This is a genomic window from Scytonema sp. UIC 10036, assembly GCF_009725235.1.
On record NZ_WJFC01000204.1, the window covers coordinates 1 to 24,119 of the forward strand.

The 24,119-nt window shown below is 42.5% G+C and carries 19 protein-coding genes and 2 pseudogenes; 9 read left to right on the forward strand and 12 right to left on the reverse strand.

Features of this window, described 5'->3' with window-relative positions; genetic code table 11:
- The 4 genes and pseudogenes from F7734_RS62570 to F7734_RS50095 form a co-directional block, all read left to right on the forward strand.
- Positions 1 to 180: pseudogene (locus tag F7734_RS62570) on the forward strand (hypothetical protein); the annotation flags it as partial.
- Entirely contained in the window at positions 159 to 701 is a 543-nt protein-coding gene (locus tag F7734_RS50085; RefSeq protein WP_155751770.1) for a carboxypeptidase-like regulatory domain-containing protein, read from the forward strand. The pseudogene F7734_RS62570 and the gene F7734_RS50085, both read left to right, overlap by 22 nt.
- A gap of 248 nt (positions 702 to 949) precedes the next feature.
- On the forward strand, positions 950 to 2,689 hold the full coding sequence (locus F7734_RS50090; RefSeq protein ID WP_155751771.1) for an SDR family NAD(P)-dependent oxidoreductase: 1,740 nt from the start codon (positions 950 to 952) through the stop codon (positions 2,687 to 2,689).
- A 258-nt stretch (positions 2,690 to 2,947) separates the two neighbouring features.
- Positions 2,948 to 4,459 carry a polyketide synthase gene (locus F7734_RS50095; RefSeq protein ID WP_166482652.1) on the forward strand — a complete coding sequence of 504 codons (1,512 nt, stop codon included), beginning with the start codon at positions 2,948 to 2,950 and terminating at the stop codon, positions 4,457 to 4,459.
- Positions 4,460 to 4,668: 209 nt separating this feature from the next.
- Here F7734_RS50095 and F7734_RS50100 read toward each other — a convergent pair whose 3' ends face one another.
- From F7734_RS50100 to F7734_RS50115, 4 genes are all read right to left on the reverse strand, one after another.
- Positions 4,669 to 5,139, reverse strand: a complete 471-nt coding sequence (locus F7734_RS50100; RefSeq protein WP_155751772.1) for a hypothetical protein — start codon at positions 5,137 to 5,139, stop codon at positions 4,669 to 4,671.
- 146 nt (positions 5,140 to 5,285) lie between these two features.
- Positions 5,286 to 7,190: a diguanylate cyclase gene (locus tag F7734_RS50105; protein ID WP_155751773.1), complete on the reverse strand. Its 1,905-nt coding sequence runs from the start codon at positions 7,188 to 7,190 to the stop codon at positions 5,286 to 5,288.
- Positions 7,191 to 7,281: 91 nt separating this feature from the next.
- Entirely contained in the window at positions 7,282 to 7,671 is a 390-nt protein-coding gene (locus F7734_RS50110; RefSeq protein ID WP_166482653.1) for an ATP-binding protein, read from the reverse strand.
- Positions 7,610 to 7,945 (reverse strand): hypothetical protein, encoded by a 336-nt coding sequence (locus F7734_RS50115; RefSeq protein ID WP_155751775.1) that lies wholly within the window; start codon positions 7,943 to 7,945, stop codon positions 7,610 to 7,612. Before F7734_RS50115 ends, F7734_RS50110 begins: the two co-directional genes overlap by 62 nt.
- A gap of 132 nt (positions 7,946 to 8,077) precedes the next feature.
- Here F7734_RS50115 and F7734_RS50120 point away from each other — a divergent pair, with 132 nt between their 5' ends.
- The 4 genes from F7734_RS50120 (at position 8,078) to F7734_RS50135 (ending at position 12,983) form a co-directional block, all read left to right on the forward strand.
- Positions 8,078 to 9,763, forward strand: coding sequence for an ABC-F family ATP-binding cassette domain-containing protein (locus tag F7734_RS50120; RefSeq protein WP_155751776.1), 1,686 nt, complete (start codon positions 8,078 to 8,080; stop codon positions 9,761 to 9,763).
- 182 nt (positions 9,764 to 9,945) lie between these two features.
- On the forward strand, positions 9,946 to 11,544 hold the full coding sequence (gene gpmI / locus F7734_RS50125) for a 2,3-bisphosphoglycerate-independent phosphoglycerate mutase (protein WP_155751777.1): 1,599 nt from the start codon (positions 9,946 to 9,948) through the stop codon (positions 11,542 to 11,544).
- 142 nt (positions 11,545 to 11,686) lie between these two features.
- Positions 11,687 to 11,920: a preprotein translocase subunit SecG gene (gene secG, locus F7734_RS50130; protein ID WP_038078830.1), complete on the forward strand. Its 234-nt coding sequence runs from the start codon at positions 11,687 to 11,689 to the stop codon at positions 11,918 to 11,920.
- A 256-nt stretch (positions 11,921 to 12,176) separates the two neighbouring features.
- On the forward strand, positions 12,177 to 12,983 hold the full coding sequence (locus F7734_RS50135) for a peptidase (RefSeq protein WP_155751783.1): 807 nt from the start codon (positions 12,177 to 12,179) through the stop codon (positions 12,981 to 12,983).
- 21 nt (positions 12,984 to 13,004) lie between these two features.
- Here the strand turns inward: F7734_RS50135 and F7734_RS50140 are convergent, their stop codons facing one another.
- From F7734_RS50140 to F7734_RS50155, 4 genes are all read right to left on the reverse strand, one after another.
- Positions 13,005 to 14,264, reverse strand: coding sequence for a hypothetical protein (locus F7734_RS50140; RefSeq protein WP_207714401.1), 1,260 nt, complete (start codon positions 14,262 to 14,264; stop codon positions 13,005 to 13,007).
- A 281-nt stretch (positions 14,265 to 14,545) separates the two neighbouring features.
- Entirely contained in the window at positions 14,546 to 17,395 is a 2,850-nt protein-coding gene (locus F7734_RS50145) for an S-layer family protein (RefSeq protein WP_155751778.1), read from the reverse strand.
- Positions 17,392 to 17,718, reverse strand: coding sequence for a ComC/BlpC family leader-containing pheromone/bacteriocin (locus F7734_RS50150; RefSeq protein WP_155751779.1), 327 nt, complete (start codon positions 17,716 to 17,718; stop codon positions 17,392 to 17,394). The genes F7734_RS50145 and F7734_RS50150 overlap by 4 nt, the downstream gene beginning before the upstream one ends.
- A gap of 410 nt (positions 17,719 to 18,128) precedes the next feature.
- Positions 18,129 to 19,256 (reverse strand): tetratricopeptide repeat protein, encoded by a 1,128-nt coding sequence (locus tag F7734_RS50155; RefSeq protein WP_155751780.1) that lies wholly within the window; start codon positions 19,254 to 19,256, stop codon positions 18,129 to 18,131.
- A 234-nt stretch (positions 19,257 to 19,490) separates the two neighbouring features.
- Between F7734_RS50155 and F7734_RS61365 the strand changes: the two genes are divergently transcribed.
- Complete coding sequence (locus F7734_RS61365; RefSeq protein ID WP_166482654.1) at positions 19,491 to 19,655, forward strand: hypothetical protein; 165 nt, start codon at positions 19,491 to 19,493, stop codon at positions 19,653 to 19,655.
- 22 nt (positions 19,656 to 19,677) lie between these two features.
- Here the strand turns inward: F7734_RS61365 and F7734_RS50160 are convergent, their stop codons facing one another.
- The 4 genes and pseudogenes from F7734_RS50160 to F7734_RS64640 all read right to left on the reverse strand — a co-directional run.
- Positions 19,678 to 20,367, reverse strand: a complete 690-nt coding sequence (locus F7734_RS50160; protein ID WP_155751781.1) for an A/G-specific adenine glycosylase — start codon at positions 20,365 to 20,367, stop codon at positions 19,678 to 19,680.
- 145 nt (positions 20,368 to 20,512) lie between these two features.
- Positions 20,513 to 21,661: a glycosyltransferase family 4 protein gene (locus tag F7734_RS50165; protein ID WP_155751782.1), complete on the reverse strand. Its 1,149-nt coding sequence runs from the start codon at positions 21,659 to 21,661 to the stop codon at positions 20,513 to 20,515.
- 418 nt (positions 21,662 to 22,079) lie between these two features.
- A complete protein-coding gene (locus tag F7734_RS50170) occupies positions 22,080 to 23,732 on the reverse strand; it encodes an MFS transporter (protein WP_155751784.1) in 1,653 nt (550 codons plus the stop codon).
- A pseudogene (locus tag F7734_RS64640) lies at positions 23,719 to 24,119 on the reverse strand (hypothetical protein); the annotation flags it as partial. The gene F7734_RS50170 and the pseudogene F7734_RS64640, both read right to left, overlap by 14 nt.

The window sequence follows — 24,119 nt, forward strand, 5'->3', positions numbered from 1 at the left end:
TTGAGAAATTGTGTTTTGGTGTATGGTCAATGGGAAGTGGGGACTGAAGATTGGCGATTGGGGACAAGGAAGAAAGTTTTCTCCAATCCTCAATCCAAAATCCAAAATCCTTTAATCCTCAATCCAAAATCCAAAATCCAAAATCCAAAATCCCTATTATGGCAAAAGCTAATTACATAGGTCGCATAGTGGATGGAGACAGACATGCTCCTATCAGTGGAGCGAAAATCTCCATTGGTTTACCTGGTACAGAACTGATTGTTTACACCGATCTGGAAGGAATTTATAAATTTCCTCTTGACTTTGGTGATTACAACGTGCTTGAGGGAGAAATCAAAGTAGAAGCTAAAAATTATAGAAACTACAGCGCCTTTCTCAGACTCTCTCCTCAAAACACAGATCTTGGCGATATTCGACTCGTTTCTCCCCAGCATCAAGAAAGCGATCGCAAATTACAACCCTCAGAAACCTCAGTCGCCTCAGAACCCGCAGTCACCTCAGAAAACTCGGTTAGTTCGGAAAACAACATTGCACTCCCACTTGTAGCAGCAATCATGGTCGTCTTTGCTCTCCTAGTAGCAGCAATGACATTACCATCCTCTCAAGAAAACCAACCTCAAGAAGTCCCAGAAAATACTATTAACTTTCAAGCACCTTTAAGTATTGCAAAAAATTCAACTGTTAAAGATTACTTTGCCTAGTGTTAAATTTACCTTTCAAAACCGCAGCCTGTAGGTAGCAGACGAACGCAGATAATTTTTAACTCTTCTTCCTCTCCTCTTCGTGCTCTTTGCGACGCCAGATGCTTCAACTCTGGGAACCAGAGCAACGCACTGGCTCCAAAATGCGGTTCATTAAAAAAAGTCTTAAAGCGGGAGGATAACAAAAATCCAACTCTCTGCATTCTTCTTTGTAACCTACATAACATACAAAAAAATCTGGAGAATCTATGACTACAACCAGCACAATTCAATCATCCACAGTTTTTCTTGTCAGTGGAGGCGCAAAAGGCATCACAGCCAAATGCGTCATTAAATTAGCACAACACTATTCCTGTAAATTCATTCTTTTAGGTCGCTCAGAACTGTTAGAAACCGAACCCAATTATGCTCGCGATTGTTTTGAAGAACCTATTTTAAAAAAGCGTATCATGGAATACCTTCTCTCACAAGGAGAAAAACCCACACCCATGGGCGTCCAGAAACTCTACAATCAAATAGCCTCCAGCAGAGAAATCAAACAAACTTTGGAAACAATTAAACAAGCGGGAGGATATGCAGAATATGTCAGCGCTGATGTCACAGACAATCATACACTCAAAGAAAAACTGATAAGTGTCACCGAAAAAATTGGTTCAGTTAACGGAATCATTCATGGTGCTGGTAACTTAGCAGATAAGTTGATTGAAAAGAAAACAGAACAGGATTTTGAAAAAGTTTATACAGCCAAAGTCAAAGGATTAGAAAATCTTTTATCCTGTGTCAATGCCAATCAACTTGAATACTTAGTTTTATTTTCTTCTGTCACAGGGTTTTATGGCAATATAGGTCAAACTGACTATGCGATCGCAAACGAAATCTTGAATAAATCAGCCCACATTGTCAAGCAGCGATATCCTGAATGCCATGTAGTTGCTATCAATTGGGCTGGTTGGGATAGCGGTATGGTAACACCGGAATTGAAAAAAGAGTTTGCTCGCCGAGGCATTGATATCTTATCTGTTGAAGAAGGAACAAAAATGCTCGTCAACGAACTCCATCCTGCAAATCACGACACCGCACAAGTTGTTATTGGTAGCCCTTTAATTCCACCTCCCATCCCATTAAAACCCGAACTGCAAACCCATCGAATTCGCCGCAAACTATCACTCGAAAACAACAGCTTTTTACTCGATCACGTTATTGCTAGTAAAGCAGTTTTGCCAGCAACGTGTGCGGTATCGTGGATGGTAGACTCTTGCGAACAGCTTTATCCTGGTTATAGATTCTTTAGTAACACTGATTTCAAAGTTTACAAAGGAATTAATTTTCATGAAAACTTGGCAAATGAATACATTTTAGATTTGCAAGAAATGGCTAAAACAGAATCTGAAGAAATTATCTTGCAAGCTAAAATCTGGAGCCAATCTCCCAAGGGAAAACCCATTTATCATTTCAGTATAGATCGCGTTCAGCTTGTGCGAGAATTACCTACTCGTCCTACATATGAATCCTTAAATCTCACAGAAGATAACATCATTACTATGACGGGGAAAGATTTCTATCAAGCAAAAACAGCATCTTTCTTCCCACTGTTTCATGGAGAATCTTTTCAAGAACTTAGAAGAGTTGTAAATATTAGTCCTGAAAAAATTACAACTGAGTGTATTTGGCGTGAAATTCCATTAAAGCAACAAGGACAATTTCCTGTAGGTTGGGTTAATCCTTATTCGATTGATTTAAGTACTCATCCGCTATGGATTTGGCTGCAACATTTTCATCAAGAAATTTGTTTACCTGCGAGTCAGCAAAGATATGAACAATACACTCGGATTCCATGCAACACTCCTTTTTATGTATCTTGTGAAGTTACATCAAAAACAGCAACTAGTGTAGTTGCTAATTTTATCGTACATGATGCTGAGGGTAATATCTGCTCTCGTCTTTTAGATGGCAAAGGTACTATTATCCCTACTCAGTCTTTGAGTTAGGGGTAGGGGGTAGGGGTAGGGGTTAGGGAGTAGGATTACTATTTTCCGTTTCAAGATTACTTATTTGAATGAACCGCAGAGGCGCAGAGGACACAGAGAAAAGAGTTGGAGAGGTTTAGGTAATTTTAGACTGGGAAAGGAATAGTTTATATTCTATTCTCTGTTCCCCATTCCTAGTCCCTAGCCCCTAACCTCTATCCCTAACCCCTACCCCCTACCCTCTAACCCCTTCAATCAACTCTTACAAGGAAATAAACCGTGGAAAAAATAGCAATTGTTGGGTTTTCATGCCTTTTTCCTGATGCGAAAAACGCAGAAGAATTTTGGCAAAATCTTATTCAACAAAAAGATTCAACATCATTTGTGACTGCTGAAGAACTTGGAGTAGAGCCTCACGTTTTTTACAATCCAGCAAAAGGTCAACCTGATAAGTTTTATTCTCTGCAAGGGGGATTTATTCGGAATTTTCAGTTTGATTCAACTGGATATAAGCTACCTGCTGAATTTTTGCAAAGTTTGGATAATACCTTTAAGTGGTCTCTTGATACTGCAAAAAAAGCTTTGCAGCATAGCGGATATTTAGGAAATGAAGCGGTTTTGGCAAAATGCGGAGTTATATTAGGCGCACTCTCTTTGCCTACGCAATTCTCCAACAAATTATTTGCTCCTATTTATCAGCAGGTACTATCGTTTGCTATTAAGGAACTTTTGGAGTGTCAGGGCTTTGATTTCATGTCTCCAAATGCTTCTGCAAAAGTTTCCGCTCATAATGCAATGATATCTGGTTTGCCAGCTGCAATTGTTGCTCAAGCTTTGGCTTTATCAAATATTCATTTTTGTATTGATGCTGCTTGTTCTTCACCGTTATATGCTGCTAAGCTCGCATCTCATTATTTACAGACGCATAAAGCTGATTTGATGTTAGCGGGAGGTATTAGTTGTTCTGACCCTCTGTTTATTCGGATGTTGTTTTCTGGTATCCAAGGATACCCTGAAGATAATGACCTCAGCCGTCCCTTGGATAAGTCATCGCGAGGGCTGATTACTGCAGATGGTGTTGGGATGGTTGTCCTGAAACGATACAGCGATGCAGTTAGAGATGGCGATCGCATTTACGCTACTATCAGTGGTATAGGGCTTTCTAATGATGGTAGAGGCAAGCATTTGCTTAGCCCCAGTTCCAAAGGACAAATTCTCGCGTTTGAACGGGCTTATCAAGAAGCACAAATTAGCCCCAAAGACATTGACTACATGGAGTGTCACGCCACCGGTACATTATTGGGAGATACGACCGAATTTAATTCAGTAGAAAGTTTCTTCGGCAAACATCAGGCAACTCCTCTAGTAGGTTCCGTAAAAGGAAATGTGGGACATTTATTAGTTGCGGCTGGTTCCGTCAGCATGATTAAAGCCCTTTTAAGTATGTCCAAAGGTGTGATTCCACCCACTATTAACATCACTGACCCCATAGGAACAGAAAACAACGTCATTGCACCCCAACGAATTGTTACCAATGCCACTGATTGGCCCAACAAAACACCAGTTAAACGAGCAGCCATTAGTGCCTTTGGTTTTGGTGGAACCAACGCACATATGATTTTGGAACAAGGAGAAATTTCTCCCTTGTCTCCCCTGTCCCCCTTCTCCTCCACCACCCGTCCTAACACACTCCTTGCTTGCTGCTGTAATGTATCAAAAAGCGCTCCTTGCAAAGAAGCACGTGCGGTTGCCAAAACCGTGAAATGTTGCTCTAAAAACTCATTATTTTGAAGAGCAGTACAAGTTTTAGATATGGGTTGTTCAAGTGGTGTACCTGTAAATACTTGCTGAAGACTGTTGAGAGTTTGCTGGTGTGGAGTGTCAAGATTAGCAAAACCTACAAGGAAGCACCGATCAAAATCAGCAATCAATTCAAAAGTTTCTTGAATTCCTTTAGGCAGTTGGTTCAATATATCTGGAAATACCATAATTTTCTTCCTTTAGACAAACCAACTCATTTCAGGTAAAAGATGGTTATCACTACTCAGTTCTAAGTAACGAAGGTAGTTGAGAAATCGACTGAAAACTTCGCTCGCTGGTTCTTTTTTAACTGTTCCCGTGCGGCTGAGTATGTCACCCATCGCTTTAATTTGACTCATGTCACCAGGAACTTTGAGAGTATTGGCAACTTGCTCGATCCCATAGGAAGTAACAGCCTCTTGAAGTAAAGCTTGCAAATGCTTGCACGGGTATCCACGCAACCCACCACAAGGACGATTGTTATTAGTGCTACAGTAGTAATCTAAAGTGTTGGCTTCAAAAAAAGAAACATAGACTCGTTCGATATCAGAACCACTGGAAACCACTCCTTGCAAACGCCCGTTAAACAGTTCCACAAAGGGGACATCTTTGATATTTCGCTTTCCAGAAAAGGTATTGCGTTTGGAGTGAATGAAAGATGAGTTAAGCATATAAAGCAGCACTCACGCTTGTAGAAAAATTTCAGTATATTCTGTCATTTGTCATTTGTCATTGGTCATTTGTCAGTCTTCCATTAGCAATTAGCCATTAGCCATTAGCCATTAGCAATTAGCAATTAGCAATTAGCCATTAGCAATTAGCCACTGATACAATACCTATCGCGTCCTTGCTGTTTTGCTTGGTATAACGCCATATCTGCTGTTGCAATTAAAGCTGAAGGGGAACTGTTTTCATCGGGAACTATGCTGGCTATACCCAAACTGACAGTGACATAATTCTTAATATCTGAGGAGGAGTGAGATATCTGAAGTTGGGCGACTTGTTCTTGAATATTGACAGCGACTTGCACTGCCCCTTTCTCCGTAGTATTCGGTAGAATAATGGCAAATTCTTCACCACCGTATCGTGCTACTAAATCTGCTGGGTATTGCACGGCATTGGTAATTGCACGAGCAATCTTTACTAAGCAGGTGTCTCCTTCTGGATGCCCGTATGTGTCGTTATAGCGTTTAAACTGGTCGATATCACATAAAATCAAAGATAGAGGTCTTTGCTCTCGGATCGATCGCTGCCATTGTTGCTGTAAGTACTCATCAAAGCGGCGACGATTGGCAACATGGGTTAATGCATCAATCTTGGCAAGGTGTTCTAGTTGCTGTTTTGCCTGTTGCAGTTTTTGGTAAAGTTCTGATTGCTGTAGGGCGATCGCTAAATTACTGGCAATTTGATGCAGTAAGTCTACTTCCTGTGTTTTCCATTGTCGATGAGCGTAACAAGCATGAACGATGAGCAAACCCCATAATTTTACTGTTTGAGATTTAAGGATTCTTGGATCGCTACTTTCTAAAGTGTTTTCCTCAGTACTACTGACGGTTGTTAAATCTTCTAAGTGTTGAATGATAGGAGTGACAACCTTAGATTTTACCCCTATATGCTGCATAAAGCTCTTCAAACAATTGCTCAAATCTTCTTGATTTGTATCAAAAATAACTTGTGACTGTCCTCGGAAGTAAAAGTCATAACACTTAGAGGGAAAACATCTATCTGAGAATTGAAGTCCCAATGTTGACGGAAAGGCAGGATCTACATATTCTTGAATCACAACTCCCGATCCATCTGATTTTAGTTGGAAAATTAAGACTCGATCTACTTGAAGAATTTGACGGACTTGAGTAACTGTTGTGGTCAAAATTTCATGAAAATCCAAAGATTTATGAATTTGTTTGGTAATTTCAGTTAATAATCGCTGACGCTGCATTTGACTTTGCAAGGCAAGTTCTGTCAGTTTGCGATCGCTTATATCTTCTATTAACCCATAACAAATAATTTCTCCATTATCCTGTCTAGTTGGTCGGTTAGCAATTTGAATCCATTTCATCTGCCCGGAAGAAATAACAATGCGTCCTTCCCATTTCAGGGGTTGCATTGTTTCCAAAGCAGCGTGTACCGATTCTTTTAAAGAACTAACATCTTCGGGGTAAATAGAACTTTGTATAAACTCACCCCCCTGTTGGAAAGACACAAGATCTCTTTCAAACAAGTTTTGGAAACTGGGACTGATGTAAAGCCATTGATTCGTTCCATCTCGCCGATGCAACAGCCTATAAATTACACTAGGCAGGTTTGCTGCTACCTCTTGAAATCTAGCTTCACTCATTTGTAGCTGTCTTTCCAACTGAGAACGTCGCAAAGCTGTGGTGATAGTTGTCTGCAGTTCGGTACGTTTAAAGGGTTTAATAAGATAACCGTAGGGATCGGTAGCCATCGCTCGCGCTATAGTTAGCTCATCAGCGTATGCTGTTAAGTAAACAATCGGAATGTTTAACCGCTCGCGAATTCTGGTAGCTGCTTCTATACCATCCATGCTTCCCTGTAGTCGGATATCCATCAGTATCAAATCTGGTGTGAGCGTTGCCGCGAGATCGACTGCCTTTTCACCAGATGTAATGTTACCTGCAACGGTATACCCCAACTTTTCTAAGGAAGCTTGAAGATTCCAAGCAACGACTCGCTCATCTTCAACTATCAAAATGCCTGCCATATTTAGCTTAGGACAGCTTGAAAAAGGTGAAATTCTATTTTATTCTTTTTATCTATGGAAAAAATTTCGCTTTTGTATTATTTGTCTGTACTTAACACTGAGATGGAAAGATTTGAATTTTAAACCATGTCACATCTCCCCGCTCCACTTCAAACTTACCCATCAATTGTTCAACCAACAGCATAACTAGCTTGAGTCCCATAGAAGCGTTTTGCTTAATGTCAAAATCGACGGGAAGACTATTCCCATCATTCCCAACGGCTAGTTCAATCCAATCATCAGCCAAATTTTTGATATGGATGTAGATGTTTCCACAGCTACCGTCACTAAAACTGTGTTTGAAAGCGTTTGTGATTAGTTCATTGAGCAACCATCCACACGGAATAGCTTGGTCAAGACTAAGAAAGACTGATTCAGTATCAAATTGGACGGTTGCTCGATTCCCAAAAAATCTTTCGCCGTTCACACAGGTCGTAAACATATAGAATTGCTGGAGTTGATTGTGCAATCTGCTCGAGCAACCGTTGTTTGTTCAATAGATCTGCCTCTATTCGATCGCGTTCTGTTTCAAGTTGCTTGCACTCGCTCGTAAAACAATATATTAATTTTTGAAAATTAATATGTAGTTCTGTAAAAATTTGGACAAATTGCTCGGATTGGTCTAGAGTTTGAGGCAGATTGTTGATTTTCATTTCTAAAACGCTTAAGCAATCTCGGAACGACTCTACAAGCTGAGTCAATTGCTTTGCTGCCATAACGTAACTCCTGCTGATTATTAATTTTTTAAGTATTTTCACACCACCAATTGGCAGTTAAATTTTGTTAAGATTAAACTCTGTACTAACACTTTCGCCTTAAGTGCCGATACCCTACCTTGGAGAGACTCAATGCTGCGACTAGAACATATAAGTAAAATTTACCCTACAGGCGAAGTTCTCAAGGATATAAACTGGGAAGTGAAACCGGGCGATCGCATAGGTTTAGTTGGTGTCAATGGTGCGGGAAAATCAACTCAGCTTAAAATTATCTCTGGGGAGATTGAACCCACTTCTGGTGAGATAGTTCGTCCTGCTAGCTTGCATATTGCTTACCTTAACCAAGAATTTGAGGTCGATCCCACTCGCACTGTTGGGGAAGAATTTTGGACAGTTTTTAAAGAAGCAAACCAAGTACAGCAGGATTTGGCGCTCTTACAGCGAGACATGGAAAGCGCCACTCCAGAGCAACTCGATCGCCTAATTAATAAGTTAGACCGTCTGCAAAGGCAGTTTGAAGCATTAGATGGTTACATCTTGGAAACAAGAATAGGTAAGATTTTACCAGAAATGGGTTTTCAGCTAGAAGATGGCGAGCGTCTTGTAAGTGCTTTTAGTGGCGGTTGGCAAATGCGGATGGGTTTGGGTAAAATTCTTTTGCAAGAGCCAGATTTGCTACTCTTAGACGAGCCGACAAACCATTTGGACTTAGAAACCATTGAGTGGTTGGAAAATTATCTCAAAGGATTAACAACTCCAATGGTAATTGTTTCTCACGACCGGGAATTCTTAGATCGTCTTTGCACTCAAATTGTGGAAACCGAACGCGGAGTTTCTACTACCTACCTTGGTAACTACTCAGCATACCTACAGCAAAAAGCTGAAAACCAAGCAGCGCAGTTATCGGCTTACGAACGCCAGCAAAAAGAACTCGGAAAACAGCAAGCATTTGTCGATCGCTTCCGTGCTAGCGCTACCCGCAGTACTCAAGCAAAAAGCCGAGAAAAACAACTCGAAAAAGTAGAGCGTATTGACGCACCAACATCTGACGTAAGAACGCTACACTTTCGTTTTCCCCCCGCACCTCGTAGCGGTCTTGAGGTCGTAAAAATTAAAGATTTAACCCATACTTACGATGATAAAATCTTGTTTTTAGGGGCAAATCTTTTAGTTGAAAGAGGCGATCGCATCGCTTTTGTTGCTCCTAACGGTGCGGGCAAATCTACTTTATTACGCCTGATTATGGGTCTGGAAAAACCCACAGAAGGCAAAGTGGAACTGGGTCAGCATAATGTGATTCCCGGTTATTTTGAACAAAATCAAGCAGAAGCCTTGGATTTGAAAAAAACAGTCATGGAAACAATTCATGATGAAGTTCCTGATTGGAAAAATGAAGAAGTTCGGACACTTTTGGGACGATTTTTATTTAGTGGCGATACGGTATTTAAACAAGTAGGAGCATTAAGCGGTGGAGAAAAAGCACGACTGGCATTGGCAAAAATGCTTTTACAGCCAGTGAATTTATTAATCCTGGATGAGCCGACAAATCACTTGGATATCCCTGCAAAAGAAATGCTAGAAGAAGCCATCCAAAATTATGATGGCACAGTTATAGTTGTATCCCACGACCGTTATTTCATCACACAAGTTGCCAACAAAATTGTGGAAATTCGGGATGGTGAATTTCGTGTATACTTGGGAAATTATCACTACTACTTAGAGAAAATAGCAGAGGAAAAAGAACAGGCAAAGTTGGCAGCGATCGCAGCCGAAAAAGCAGCGAAGAAAGCAGCAAAAGCATCAGGCAAGAAAAAGTAGAAATGTGTTAGTGGTTAGTGGTTAGTGGTTAGTGGTTAGTGGTATAACAACCAACAACCAACAACCAACAACTAACCACTAACACCCAACAAGCAACGCATTGAATAAGCAGAAATTCACTTGCGGTTGTGAATAGCAGTGGTATCATTCGGGTATTACAAAAAGTAAAGGGCAATTATACTATGACCAAAGCACCTATTGCTCCGGTGGTGCTAGTCATTTTAGACGGATGGGGCTATTCTGAGGAAACTCATGGAAATGCTATTGCCGTTGCTAAAACTCCGGTAATGGATAGCTTATGGGCAGCTTATCCTCACACCCTCATAAAAACATCAGGGAAAGCGGTGGGATTACCAGAAGGTCAAATGGGCAATTCAGAAGTTGGTCATTTGAATCTGGGCGCAGGAAGAGTTGTACCCCAAGAGTTGGTACGCATCTCAGATGCTGTAGAAGACGGTTCCATCCTCCAAAACCCAGCACTTGTCAAAATTTGCCAGGAAGTCTCTAGTCGCCAAGGCAAGTTGCATTTAGTGGGTCTTTGTTCCGAGGGTGGAGTGCATTCGCACCTCAGTCATCTATTCGGATTAATTGACTTAGCCAAAGTACACGGAATTTCAGAAGTTTGCATACACGCTATCACCGACGGTCGCGATACTACCCCAACTGAAGGGGTAAAAGCACTAGCGCAAATTCAAGACTATATCGACCGCATAGGTGTTGGGCGTATAGTGACAATTAGTGGTCGCTACTACGCCATGGATCGCGATCGCCGTTGGGATCGCGTCAAACGTGCTTATGATGTGATGACACAGGCAGAACCGGGCGATGGTCGCAAAGCTGTAGACGTTGTCCAGGCATCCTATGCAGAAGGTATTACAGACGAATTTATCGTTCCAGTGAGAATAGCACCAGGAGCGATCGAACCAAAAGATGGAGTGATTTTCTTTAACTTCCGTCCCGATCGCGCCAGACAACTCACCCAAGCCTTTGTAAACCCAGAATTTAACAGTTTTGAAAGACAGCAAATAAAGCCCCTGTCTTTTGTGACCTTTACACAGTACGATCCAGAATTAGCAGTTGGGGTTGCCTTCGAGCCTCAAAATTTAAGCAATATTCTGGGTGAAGTGATTGCTCAAAACGGTCTGAAGCAGTTCCGGACTGCAGAAACAGAAAAATACGCTCACGTTACCTACTTCTTCAATGGAGGTTTAGAAGAACCATTTGAAGGAGAAGACAGGGAACTGGTGAACAGTCCGATGGTGGCGACTTATGACTCTGCCCCAGCAATGTCAGCCCAAGCAGTCACAGATGTGGCGAAAGCAGCCATTGAAAAGCGCATTTATTCTCTAGTTATCATCAACTATGCCAATCCAGACATGGTGGGACACACTGGAAAAATAGATGCTACCGTCACAGCACTGGAAACCGTGGACAATTGTTTGGGGCATCTACTTGAAAGTATTAGCAAAGTAGGTGGTACAGCAATTATTACAGCCGACCACGGGAACGCCGAATACATGGTAGATAGTAATGGTAATCCCTGGACAGCCCATACTACCAACCCCGTTCCTTTAATTTTGGTGGAAGGAGAAAAAGCAAAAATTCCAGGACACGGCACAAATGTTGTTCTAAGAAGCGATGGCAAACTAGCTGACATTGCTCCGACAATTCTGGAAATTTTGCAATTGCCCAAACCACCCGAAATGACAGGGCAATCTTTGATACAACCAACAGGGTATGACCTGCAAGCTTCTCGCACTCCCGTACAACTAGGGCTGTAATCAAAGAATGATGAATTATGAATGATGAATGATGAATAATGATACAGGTCACAATTCATGCATCTCAATTCATAATTCATACTTCATAATTTATAATTTGTATATCCCAATTCATAATTCATAATTCATAATTCATAATTCCATGACCATCACTAACGTTGTACAAGGCATTTGGGCATTTTCTGCAATTGGAATGATTGTTTTAGTTTTACTACATAGCCCCAAAGGAGATGGCATCGCAGCGATCGGGGGACAAGCTCAATTATTCAGTAGCACCAAGAGTGCGGAAAATACATTGAATCGCGTGACTTGGGCGCTGACAGTCATTTTTCTAGGTTTAACAGTCGTTTTAAGTGCAGGTTGGTTACCTAAATAACCAGTGACCAGTGACCAGTGACCAGTGACCGAAAATTAATTCGGTTAATGACCTGTAAACTGGTTGGTTTGTAGTTGCGCTTTAGCGCATGCATCCCAAATACAAATGTAGTATAAGTATGAATCCGAACATGATATAAATACTCCCAATACTGCTTGGATAAGAATTTTTGTAGGTTGGGTTGAACGATAGTGAAACCCAACAAATGTGTGTAAATGTTGGGTTTCGTTCCTCAACCCAACCTACTGATTTTGCTATGAAACTTGGCATTTTTGGGAAAATAAATATAAAAATCTTTATTTGGCAGCGCTTAATTGCTTCGTTAGTATTGGCAATTGTTACAGCACTGCTTATTATTTTACCTAACTCTCAAATTCTGGCTGATTATCAAAGCCCACCTCCTCAACTCTCCCAATCTCCCACTCCCCTGCTCCCTCATGCGCTACCACCAACACTAGCACAATGGCAAGACCCCACAAACAGTGGAGATTATTTTGCACAAGTTACACCAGTTGAAGAAGGTTATTTAGTTTGGTCAAAATTTCCCGTTCGCGTTTATGTGGAACCACCAAGAGCAGTTAATAACCAACACGCAGAAGCATGGGTTAATTCTGTTGTACAAGCAGTGCAGGAATGGAATGCGTATTTGCCTCTAACAGTTATTGAAAAACCAGAGGAAGCCGATATTACTATTGTGCGAAAAGCTCCTCCACTTCAAATTTCTCCTGGTAATAAAATTAAGCGTGCCCGTTCTGCCCAAACTACCTACAATTTATACATCAGCAAAAATAATCTTTTGTCGCATCGCTTCTTAATTTTGCTCAGTCCCAGCCAAACAGGTGAGTATGTGTTGGCAGCTGCTCGTCATGAACTCGGTCACGCTTTGGGCATTTGGGGGCACAGTCCGCAACAAACGGATGCCTTGTACTTTTCCCAAGTCCGCAATCCACCACCAATTTCTCCTCGGGATGTGAATACGTTGAAGCGGGTTTACCAACAACCAACAAGTTTGGGGTGGTCTTTGATGAAAAAGTGCAAAAGAAAAAAACAGGTGTCTGCTTGAATACAAACACCCAACAACTTCTTATTTCAGGACGAATCCGCACTCCCTTAGAGTGTGCGGGCGTAGCAAAAGCGCTCCAGGAAGGAGACTGATTTCACGCCACGCAAAGCACTCTCTTATCGTTTGCTGGTGTTGCCCATTGGTCAGCTGGCGATCGGCGCGCAGTAACCCACGTAGGATAGTGTGGTACGTCAGAAAATCGGGGGATAACTCACCCCAAGTGAGTGATAGGAGCCGTCCCAGGTAATCCCTTGCCTCAAGCAAGGCATCTTTGAACTTAGCCTCATTCCCTGCGTAAGCGGCTGCGAAATCTGCTTCGATAGCGTCCAAATCTCGATCCAGGCCTAGCCCTAGTCCATGAGTTGAACGGTCTGCCAAGTCCTGAGTGATTAAGTTCCGCTTCACCAGTTCCTTCTGGAACACTTCGACCATGATGTCAAAAATTCCACCAGTGAGTGGGAGCGAACGGTCATGCGGTTCCACTCCGACATCAGACATACGCGAATCGTTAAAGGCAATACGAATTTCCCGACTTTTGTCAAGTTCGCCAACACGGTTTAGTTCGTTGACGGTAAAGAGGTTACCTTTGGTTTGCTCTAGAAGATAATCTACAACTGAATTGAAGTGTAGTGACGCGACAATGGCTACAAGATCGCCAGCCGACTCGTGCATTCCACCGTAATCAATAGCATCATCTGCCGTGCTTCCCGGAACACCAACCTCCGAGAAAATGATACTGTGCCCCAGTTCGTGAGCCAGCACGTCGAAGTTTTGGCAATAAGGCCGAGCGCGATCGATTCCGCCTCCTGGTCTGCGACCATAACCAAATTCCAAAAAACCATAGCCGGATTGAGCGTTATCCCATTCAATCAGAGGAACAAGTTCTAAGCGACCAAAGTCACTTTCAAAGTGCCACTCAATCTGGTGTCCAAAGTAGTCCTCCCAAATATCGAGGACGCGTCTGACGGTAGCGTACATGGTTGCACTCGAAAACTCACGGCTGTCCGGGTCTAAATGGTCAAAATGCCCATCTGGTCCTGGTTTAACAGGCGGATTTTTAGCTCCGAGATGGGGTGGGCGCGAGAACTGCGAGTAGGGCAGCTTGTTAATGGCATCAACAACATACATCCGGTTATCAGCAGGACCAGGCTGAATCTCGTTAGGTGGCACAGAGATATGAATAACTTCTGGCTGCGGAAATATATTCAGAAAACGCGGCTGCGGAAAAATGTGAAAGCGAGTTCCTGTATTCTCCAAAGTAGCATCAAGTTGCTTCGACATAATTAGTCTCTTTTACAATTTGTATTAGCATGAGTTGATAACTTTTCTTTGAAAGTTAACTTTAGATCAACTTTTAGAGAAAGTTATTTTAAGTGGAATATATCCCAGAAATGCCTAAACCCTCTTCCAAAAACTTGGCTCGAATTTAGCAATTCATCACCTTATAAATATTATTTTGAAAAAATTTTCTAGTTTCAACAGTACCCATCTGGGGAATTTTATTTGAAAGTAAAAAAAATAACTGATTGGCAAATTATGAAGAAAAAATGAGTGTAACAGGTCTAGTTTATAGAACTACAGCCAGTTACAGGACGCCAGAATTTATGGAGCTTAACAGCAGGTACATTGGCTGTGAGAATCACCTCCCCTTGAGAATTAACTGCCCATCCGGTAGCTTCTACAATGGGCATTGGTGTGGGGCTAGCGGAATTTTTGCTTGTGGTTGTAGATCGTGCTTCACGTTCAAAGTCAAGAGTAATCCAATCTGCTATAACAGTATCGCTGCTCGGGGGTTCTGTGGGACTGGGAGGCAAGCCGCCGCGTCCAACGATCGTAAATCGACTTTGGTTTTCACGAGAACTCACTTGACAATCTTGAGAAATTTTTGGCTCAACTATGTCCACAGGTAAGTTGACTATTCCCAGGCTAGGTTCGATCCCAAGGGTGTTGATTTCAATATTGCCGTTTAGCCCAAATTCAGAACTGGCGTTGATGTCACTCATCTCTGTCAGGTTGGGACGCTTGGAAAGCCCATAGATACCAAAGGTATTGATATTGATGTTACCTCCGTTGCCTCGGACAGCGTTGGCTACAATATCACTATTTTCACTCTTGATGGCAACGATGAAAGGAACGTTAATGCTAATATTTCCACCATTGCCATTGTTGCCTGCTTGGGTAGACAGCAAGCTATTGCGGCGCATTAAAATTAAATCTTGCACTTGCAAATCAATATTGCCACCCTCACCAGATGCAGTTGATGCAGTCAGTTTTCCGTTGTTGTCTAGGAGTATCGAGTCAGCTTCTACTTTGAGAGTGCCTGCATTTCCTGTTCCTTCACCACTTACAGTCACTTGAGCGCCATTCCAGATTCTCAACTGCCCAGTATAAATCTTCACGTCTCCGGCATTTGCAGTATCTGTGGAGCGAGCGGACAACCGGCTGGAAAATTTACCATCGCTTGAAGTTCCAATCAGTTCCACTGACTTCCTTGCTCTCACCTCCAAATTGCCCCCACGCCCTTTACCCAATGTACCAGAAGATACTACAGCGCCATTTCGGAGAATTAACCTTTGTGTGTCCAAGGTTAATTCACCTCCAGAACCCAAAGCACCTTCTTGAACTGAAGTAAATAAGCCACTGCCGCGATCGCTAAAGACTGAAGTCCCACTTAGTTCTATCAAATCCAAAGCAGTGACCGTTAACTTACCTGCTGCTCCAAAACCATAGGTAGCAGTTGTTACTACGGCTCCATCTCTGGCAATTATCCTTTCTGCTGTTAAGTTAAGATTACCTCCAGCGCCTCTGGTATCCTTATGGACTGAAGCCGATATCTGGCTAGGACTACCATATACTGACGTACCAATGAGTTCCACCGATTTATGAGCTTCTACTGCCAAATTCCCCCCATTCCCAAATCCTGTAGTATCAGCTAATACTGCAGCTCCATCTCGGACAATTAGCTGTCCCGTTTTCAGGGTGAGATTGCCCCCAGCACCCGTAGCTTGAGGATATACTAGAGTAAATATGCCGCTAAGACGAGTACCATCGACTGAAGTGCCAATTAGTTCCACTGAGTCGAGAGCGTCAACTACTAAAGTTCCTCCCTTCCCAGCACTTATAGTATCAACAGATACGTAAGCTCCATTACGGGTGCTTAATCGTCCCGTTTTCAAGATAAGATTGCCTCCAGCACCACTCGCTTTGGAGTTTACTCTAGAGCCTGCTATGGTGGATATACGGCTGGAACGAGTCCCATCTGCTGAAGTACCAATTAATTCTACTGAATCGCGAGCTTCGACCGTCAGGTTTCCTCCTCGACCCAATCCACGAGTATCAGCAGATACTAACGCTCCATTTCGGACAATCAATTGCTTGGTTTTCAAAGTTATGTTGCCACCAGTACCGATTACATTAGGGTAAACAACAGTGGTTATGTTGCTATCTACACCTATTAACTCCAGCAAATCTGATGTTCTCAAACTCAATGTGCCTCCTGGTTTGTTTCCCAGGGTACTCGCTTCAATCTGAGAACCATCTTTTAGCCTTACCTGAGATCCCCAGACAGAGAGATCGCCACCACCTTCACCACTAGCATCAACCACAGCCCTACCGGACAGTAGAATGTCTTTAAAAGTAGAGACGCTATCGTAGCCTAAGATGTAGCCCTTATCGATTGCATTCAGGCTAACAAAGTTGTTAGCGCCCACACTTCCCAATTCAATCCGTCCCCCTGCCGTCTTGAGTGTTCCTCCCTCAAGCACTACATCACCTCCAACTAAAGCCAAGGTTTGATTTGACTGCACGCGCAATCCGCCCACATTAGGCTGTATAATGGGATCGTTCGACTTCCTTGCACCTTGACCATCTCCTTGTACAAAAATCTGTCCTGGATTAGCACCAAATTGCAATCCCACAGGGGTATTGATTGTCAGTAAAGGTGGGGTGTTTTTATCAACAGCACTAAAGTGATTCCCATCAGCGAATTTAAGGCTACTGGCTGTTGAAACCACAAATGAGCCGTTGATGTTTAACTTTGCATTGGGACCAAAGATCACCCCATTGGGATTCAGTAGAAAAAAGTTAGCTGTGCCGTTAGTTTTCAGCAGACCATCAATGTTAGAGACAGATCCACCTGTTACCCGGCTGAAGATGTTTTGGATTTCGACAGCGTTGTTAAAGTAGGCTGTGTTGTCTTTGAGGACAGAAAACTGCTCAAAGCTGTGGAACAAATTGCTTCCAGATATTGTGCCACCAGTAATGGTATGGATATTACCTTCAGTTGTGACGACAGAGGGGTTGGGGAGGCTAGTATCCGAGACGATTTGCGCTCTAGTGGAGCTGTTGGTGATGGTGACTGAGACGAAGATGGGGATGCTAGCGCTGAACAAGAGGTAACAATGCAGTTTCATCGAATTCCGATATCAAAACTTAGTGGGTTGAAAATGTCGCCTCTTGGTCCTACTCCTGGTGGAATCGGAAATGGGGGGATTTCATCCTCATACCCCCTGAATTGGGTTGCGATCGATATTTGAGGCGAAAGGGATAGCCCGATACCACAGGTATGTGGTATGATATCTAACAGTCTTACAGAGCCTCCTACTACAGTTTCCAACTTCTCTTCAGATAATTCTTGGAAAAAGCTTTCTTGATTGGTAGGTGCTATTAATTCCTCTTGTGGCACGGCATTAGAAGCAGCCGCTCCCCAAAATTGGATGTCACTTTGATTAGACATGGGAAAAGTTCTCTGCTATGGGATTAAATTACAATCTAAGTGAACTTGGTAGGAGCACCCAGTCTATCTCGGTTTAGCGACATTCTCTCACGTGCTGACATTTGCCACTCTGGCTTTCTTACCTAAAATCTAATTTTCTAAGGTTAGTTAGCCTTAACTGCTCGATCATCAATGAGCGGAGGCAACAATACTGTATGAAATTCTAAAGTTCCTCAGATATGCTTCAATAAGAGCTAAAAACAAATTAACTCTCTTCATAATATAAATTACAGCCCTTTATGAACTTATCCGGCTCGCGTTTACCAATTATTCAAACTGTTACAAAAGTTTATATTTTCTGCTAGCAGTTTCAAATTATTGATAAACCCACGAACTAAGTAATTAGTAATTAATAACCACCCATTGCTCCACTAATTTCCCTGCAAAAGTGCCTGAAATCGCTTATTTTTTCGCAAACTATCTAAATCTTTATCAGTTCTTGCAGTTGGTAAATACTTTGCTGGATTGAGTTTGATAGCCTGAGCAATGCAATCAACCGCTAGAGATGCTTTGCCCTGACACGCATAACAGTAACCTTTGTTGTAAATACCGTTTGCATGGTCGGGTTTGATTTGCAGGGAGCGATCTATGCTTTCATGAGCTTCGCGATATTTGCCTAGTTTTGCAAGTGCATATCCCCGGTTATCCCAGGCTTCAAAATTGTTGGGATCGGCTTTAATGGATTTATCGTAAGATGCGATCGCTTCTTTGGTTCTGCCAAGTCTTCGCAATGTTATACCGTGGTTGTTCCATGCATGAGTATCTTGCGGATCGATCTTAACTACATAGTTATAGCAGGCCAATGCTTCCTCTTCTTTATTAAGTTCACCTAGCATATTTCCTTTGTTTATCCAAGCTGCTAGGTATTTGGGGTCAAGTTCAATGGCTTTGTCAAAGCTGTCAATTGCTTCTTCTGGTTTATCCCATGCCATGAAACAGCATCCCCTATTATACCACACAGCCGGATCGTCCGGTTGGATGCTCAATGCTTGGTCAAAGCTGCGAAGAGCAGTCTTGTAGCGTTTCAAATTGACCAAAGCGCAGCCACGGTTGGTAAAAGCCTTATAATAATTAGGGTTAAACTCTATGCAACGTTCGTAGGCATTCAGAGCTTCTGTATATCTTCCTAAGATGGCAAGAGAGTTTCCCTTCGAGTCCCAAGCTTCATAATCATCGGGATATAATGACAGTAATCGATCGTAGTTTTCCAATGCTTCTTTATGCTTGCCCCATTCAGCCAATATTAAGCTACGATTATTTAAAACACGGCGATCTCTAGGGCTAAGAGCAAGAGCACGGTTAAAGCTCTCAAGAGACTCTGCGTAACGCTTCAGATGTCCTAGAGCCAGTCCATGACAGCACCAGGCATCACTGTAGGTGGGATCTAGCTTTAGAGCTTCTTCCAAGGAAGCGATCGCCATAGTATACTTCCTTGCCTCAAAAAGCCGAAGCCCTTCATCAAACAAAGTTTTAGCTTGTGCTTCCGGGTGTTCTTGCATGAGTGTCGCAAAACTGAGATGAAAAACAGGATAACATGGCTAGCATTCTCGTTTATTCTAGAAAAAATTCCCTAAGACCGACTCAAGATGGCGAATATTCTAGTGCAGAAAGTCATGTTTGATGCAATTTCTTCCTTCGGATGTACGCTCCCCAACACAATGCTTAACTCTTGACAGAGAAATTGCTTTTCTCCCTCCGTTAGAACGGATAACAAAAAGTAGTGAGGATGAATAATGATTTATTTGGGATATGCCACTTTTTTTCTGATGCTACTGCTAGCGTTATGTGGGGCTATGATTCAAATGAGTGCTGCTCTAGATGAAGCTGACATTCAGGGCTTTTCTGTTTGGACAAGTATTGCGTGTGTTATTGCTGGGTTACCCATAATGCTTTGGTAGTTTACTGGAACTATCATCAATGCTAATGAGCAGATTGTAGAGAAGCTTTTTTGATGCAGTAATTACATTGATGTCGCAAAGGACACTCTGCACATAAGGGATTTCTTGCCGTACAAACGCTAGCCCCAAAGTCAAAAAGTGCTAAATTCCAAGCTCCGACTTCGCTCGTGGGTGCAGCTTGTTCGGCAGCTTGCCAAAGCAGGGGACACCGAGATTTTACCCGACCACCTTGCAATCCAAAAAATCGCTCCAAAATACGAGCAACATTGGTATCAATGACTGCTTTGGGCTGTCCAAAAGCATTGGCACAAACCGACCTGGCTATATATTTACCAACGCCAGGAAGTGTTAACAACTGTGCTTCTTGTTCGGGAATTCTTCCTTCATAATCTTTAACAATTATCTGCGCTGATTTATGCAGTCGTTCTGCTCGAAAAGCAAGACCCAAAGGCTGCAAAAGCTCCGATATCTCAGCAAGAGAGGCGTTCGCCAAGACCCTGACTGTGGGATATCGCTCCATAAAAGTTTCGTACAAAGACGCGACTGAAGGTGCGTTGGTTTTTTGCAGGAAAACTTCGGCGACTAGTATAGCATAAGGATCTTGAGTATTCCGCCAAGCAAATCGCCTGCGGTTCAGGTGTGCCCAGGTTAGCAGTTGCTGACGAAACCATTTGAGTTTCTCTTCATTAAGATAGATGGAATTTGCGCTCATATGTAATAAGCGAGCGATAAAAGCAGGTTTTTGGTATATATTGAGACAGTTTTACCCCCCTTAATCCCCCCTTGGAAAGGGGGGAAATAAGAAACTCAGTTCCCTCCCCTTTATAAGGGGAGGGTTAGGGAGGGGTAAACTTCACCTAAGCACCGCGACTAAACTGAAAGCTGCGCTGCTTAAGAACTTCAGTATAAAGTTCTACCAATTTAGCAATGTTTTTATTGAGAGTATAGCTGTCTAGCACTCTTTGTCTGGCTTTTTGCCCTAACAAAGTTGTTAATTCTGGATGGTCTTGGAACAGTGGCAAAAGTGTCCGCAATTGGGAACGCACTGTTTTAGGATTGAGAACGACTCCTGCTCCTTTGTCTAGAACTTCCCCATCTGCACCGACATCCGTTGCTATACAAGCAATTCCACAAGACATTGCCTCTAGTAGTGACAGAGATAAACCTTCTACAAGTGAAGGTAAAATAAAGACATCACCACCTCGTAAAATTTCGATGCGCCGTTGTTCATTTGCTACAAATCCCAACCAAATGATGTTGTATTCTTCACCATAAAATGTTTCTAGGGATGGCTTTAAAGGTCCATCACCAACAATAAGTAACTTGCTCTGTGGACCCATATCCGCTTGCTTCCATGCCCTCAGCAAAGCTTCAACATTCTTCTCTGGGGCTATGCGACCTTGATAGACAAACAGACGGTTGGCTCGAAACTCAGCTTTGACCTGAGAAGGTCCGGGAGAATACTTAACAACATCTACACCATTGGGAATCACGGCGATATTCTCTTCCGGAACTCCCAAACGGGCTAACAAATCTCGCTGAATCTGGGAAAACACTATCGTGCGATCGTAGTTACCCAGAAAAGGCGCGTAGAGTTGATAAGCCAAAAGTTGTGTTCCCGATACAAGTTTTGCTCCTTTACCTGCAAAGGGGGTGTGAAAAGTAGCAATTAACGGCAAGTTCAGTTTTTCACATATTTCCGGTAGAACAAAGTCAAGGGGAGACAGAGTCAGCGAAGCATGAACTATATCTGGTTTGATACGTCGCAACGACTGAGTCAAAACCTTAGTCGCGTTCAAAGTCGGAATTGTGTAAACCTGGGACTTGTAAATGAAGGGCAGGGTTACTTCTGGGCAATTAGGCCAATTGTCCGAATCCGATTCTTCTTGAGCAAAATGAAGAAAGCTAACTTGATGTCCTCCGTCTAGCAATGCGTTTGTAATTTCTCTGCTATAGGTGACATTACCGCAAAAGGGAGATTTTTTTCCAATCCAGGCTATACGCATTCTTTGTTAGCTATCAGGAAAGCGAAATTAATTATATTAACTTTTTGTCTTTTTTGATCGGTTCTTTTTGAGATTTTACTTGTTGGATATTGAGACATCTTAAAAAATTCAAAAATAACTGCTTTTAGAGAAAAATTGGCATCTTTCCGGACAGTAAATTTTTGACTTCGGTTATTCTCTCAATATTATTAATTCAACAAAATACTTCCCAGATACTAGTGATAGTATCCAGTGGAAGTTTTTGTTGCTCCCAATAAGTATGAGAGAACATCATTGGTCACTGGTCACTGGTCACTGGTCACTGCTACAACAAGTATGAGAGAACTCTTCAATGTGGTAAGTTTACCATGAAAAGTGAAGCTTTCAGTCAACAAGTAAGCAATAACAGCTAAATACTGGCTGTTCTGTTGCACGCAGTTCAGGGCGATGACTTGGAGGAGTTAAACCAGGTTAATACACCACCTGAAAAGACGATCGCAGCTAATGCCACAAAGACTGCTTGCAATCCAATAAAGGTTTCTGCCAAACCAGCCAATGCTAGGGGTAGGGTAAGAGCGATATTAATAACGTTGTTTTGCAAACCAAAAACTTTGCCACGCATTTCTGCAGGGGTTTCTGTTTGGATAGCAGTCTGCATGGGTATACCTATCAATGCTCCAAAAACACCGACTAGCGTTACCAAAGCCAGAACAACCCAAAGCTGCTGCGTAAATATTGATAACCCAATAAGAGATGCGCCTGTACCCAAACTACCAAACAAACTGAGTTGAGTGTATGAGAAGCGCTGACCGAACAATCCTAAAATTGTTGCTCCTAAGGCAATGCCAACTCCACCTGCGGCAAGCAAAAAGCCAAATTGAGATGCTTTTAAGTGAGGAATTAATTCTGCCATCCGAACTGCAAGCACGGTTAAAGCAGCAAAGACAGAGAACAATATTATAAGTTGAAGCAGGGCACTACGAAGACGAGAATTTTCTCCCAAATACCGAAAACCATCCCGCAAGTCAGCTAAAACATGAGGTGGTTCTACATCAGGTTGGTGAGGTTTTTCATGAGTTGCAAGGAGCAACAAAACCATTCCTGCGATCGCATAGCTACCTCCAACCACTATTTCTTTGCCCAACCCATGACTACCACCAAGTAGTAACCAAATGCGATCTGCCACAGCTAACAGAGGTTCTCCTACCGCAAACCCAACTATCACCGATGCCATCATGGTTGTGGTGTAAAGTGAATTAGCAGAAAGTAAATGTTGTTCTTGTACTATCAAAGGAATTGCCGCTTGCTCCGCTGGTGCAAAAAATTGTGTTAGTGTGGACACTAAAAAAGTAACTGCCAAAATAATGACAAATCCTACTGGCAAAACTCCTAGAAATGGTTGCCAATCCTGACTGAGCCACAAAAGTGGTGGAATGCTCAAAACCAGTATGCCTCGCCAAACATTAGTTGATACCAAAACTGCCTTTTTTGACCAGCGATCGACAAACACACCTGCAAGAGAACCAAAGAGCACTGCAGGAATAGTAAAAGCCATCATCAGCGCCGATACCCAACCACTTATAGTCTGATCGCTTGCTTGGAATTGAGTACTAATGATGGCAATCATCAGTACTAAATAAACTTTATCTGCCAGTTGACAAAAAACTTGTCCACCCCAAAGAGCAAGAAAGTTGGTATTTCTTAATACTGGAAAAAAGCCCGTGTCTTCTTTTTTTTCATCTGATGCAATCTTGCCATTAGAATCAGATGCCGCTACTACATTATCAGTTCCTGTCGGGACACGTCCGGAACCGTTGCCGTTGCCGTTGCCATTCTCATTACTATAAGTAGGTTGAGATTCCCATTTTTTTTCGTGGTTATTTGTGAAATTAGTTTTAGGTACTTCCGATGTTCCTCCTCTGCATTTGCCAGAAAGGTCGTTTGCCGACTTTTCTTGGAGATAAACCTGATTAGACACAGGTTTAGTCATACTAGGATGATTTGTCACTTGGTGTACCGAAGCCCTACTTTGTTTCTTGACATGGCTTGGTGACATTGGCTGGATTTTTGTATCCAAATCAGACGGTTGCATCATGGTGGGTAGCAAAATAAGAATCAATTAAAGCAGCAGAGCGAATTGGGCGACCAAGATGGTATTGAGCGTATTGGCGCAAAATTTGCTCAATAGAAAACCAGCCATAGTTTTTGGCTATATTTTGCATTATCTCTGGTTGTGATAACTGTTGGAGTATGGAAAGTTCTGAAGCATCCAACCGACAGGAAATAACAGGTAATTCTTGCTGATGGACAATAGTTTTGTAACTAGAAGTCTTTTCTTTAACGGACGGGGATTGGGTAGACAAGGGAGAAGGGGTAGACAAGGTAGAAGGGGTAGACAAGGTAGAAGGGGTAGACAAGGTAGAAGCTGCTCCCGTGGCGCGGGGGGGGGGGGGGGGGGGGGGGGGGGGGGGGGGGGGGG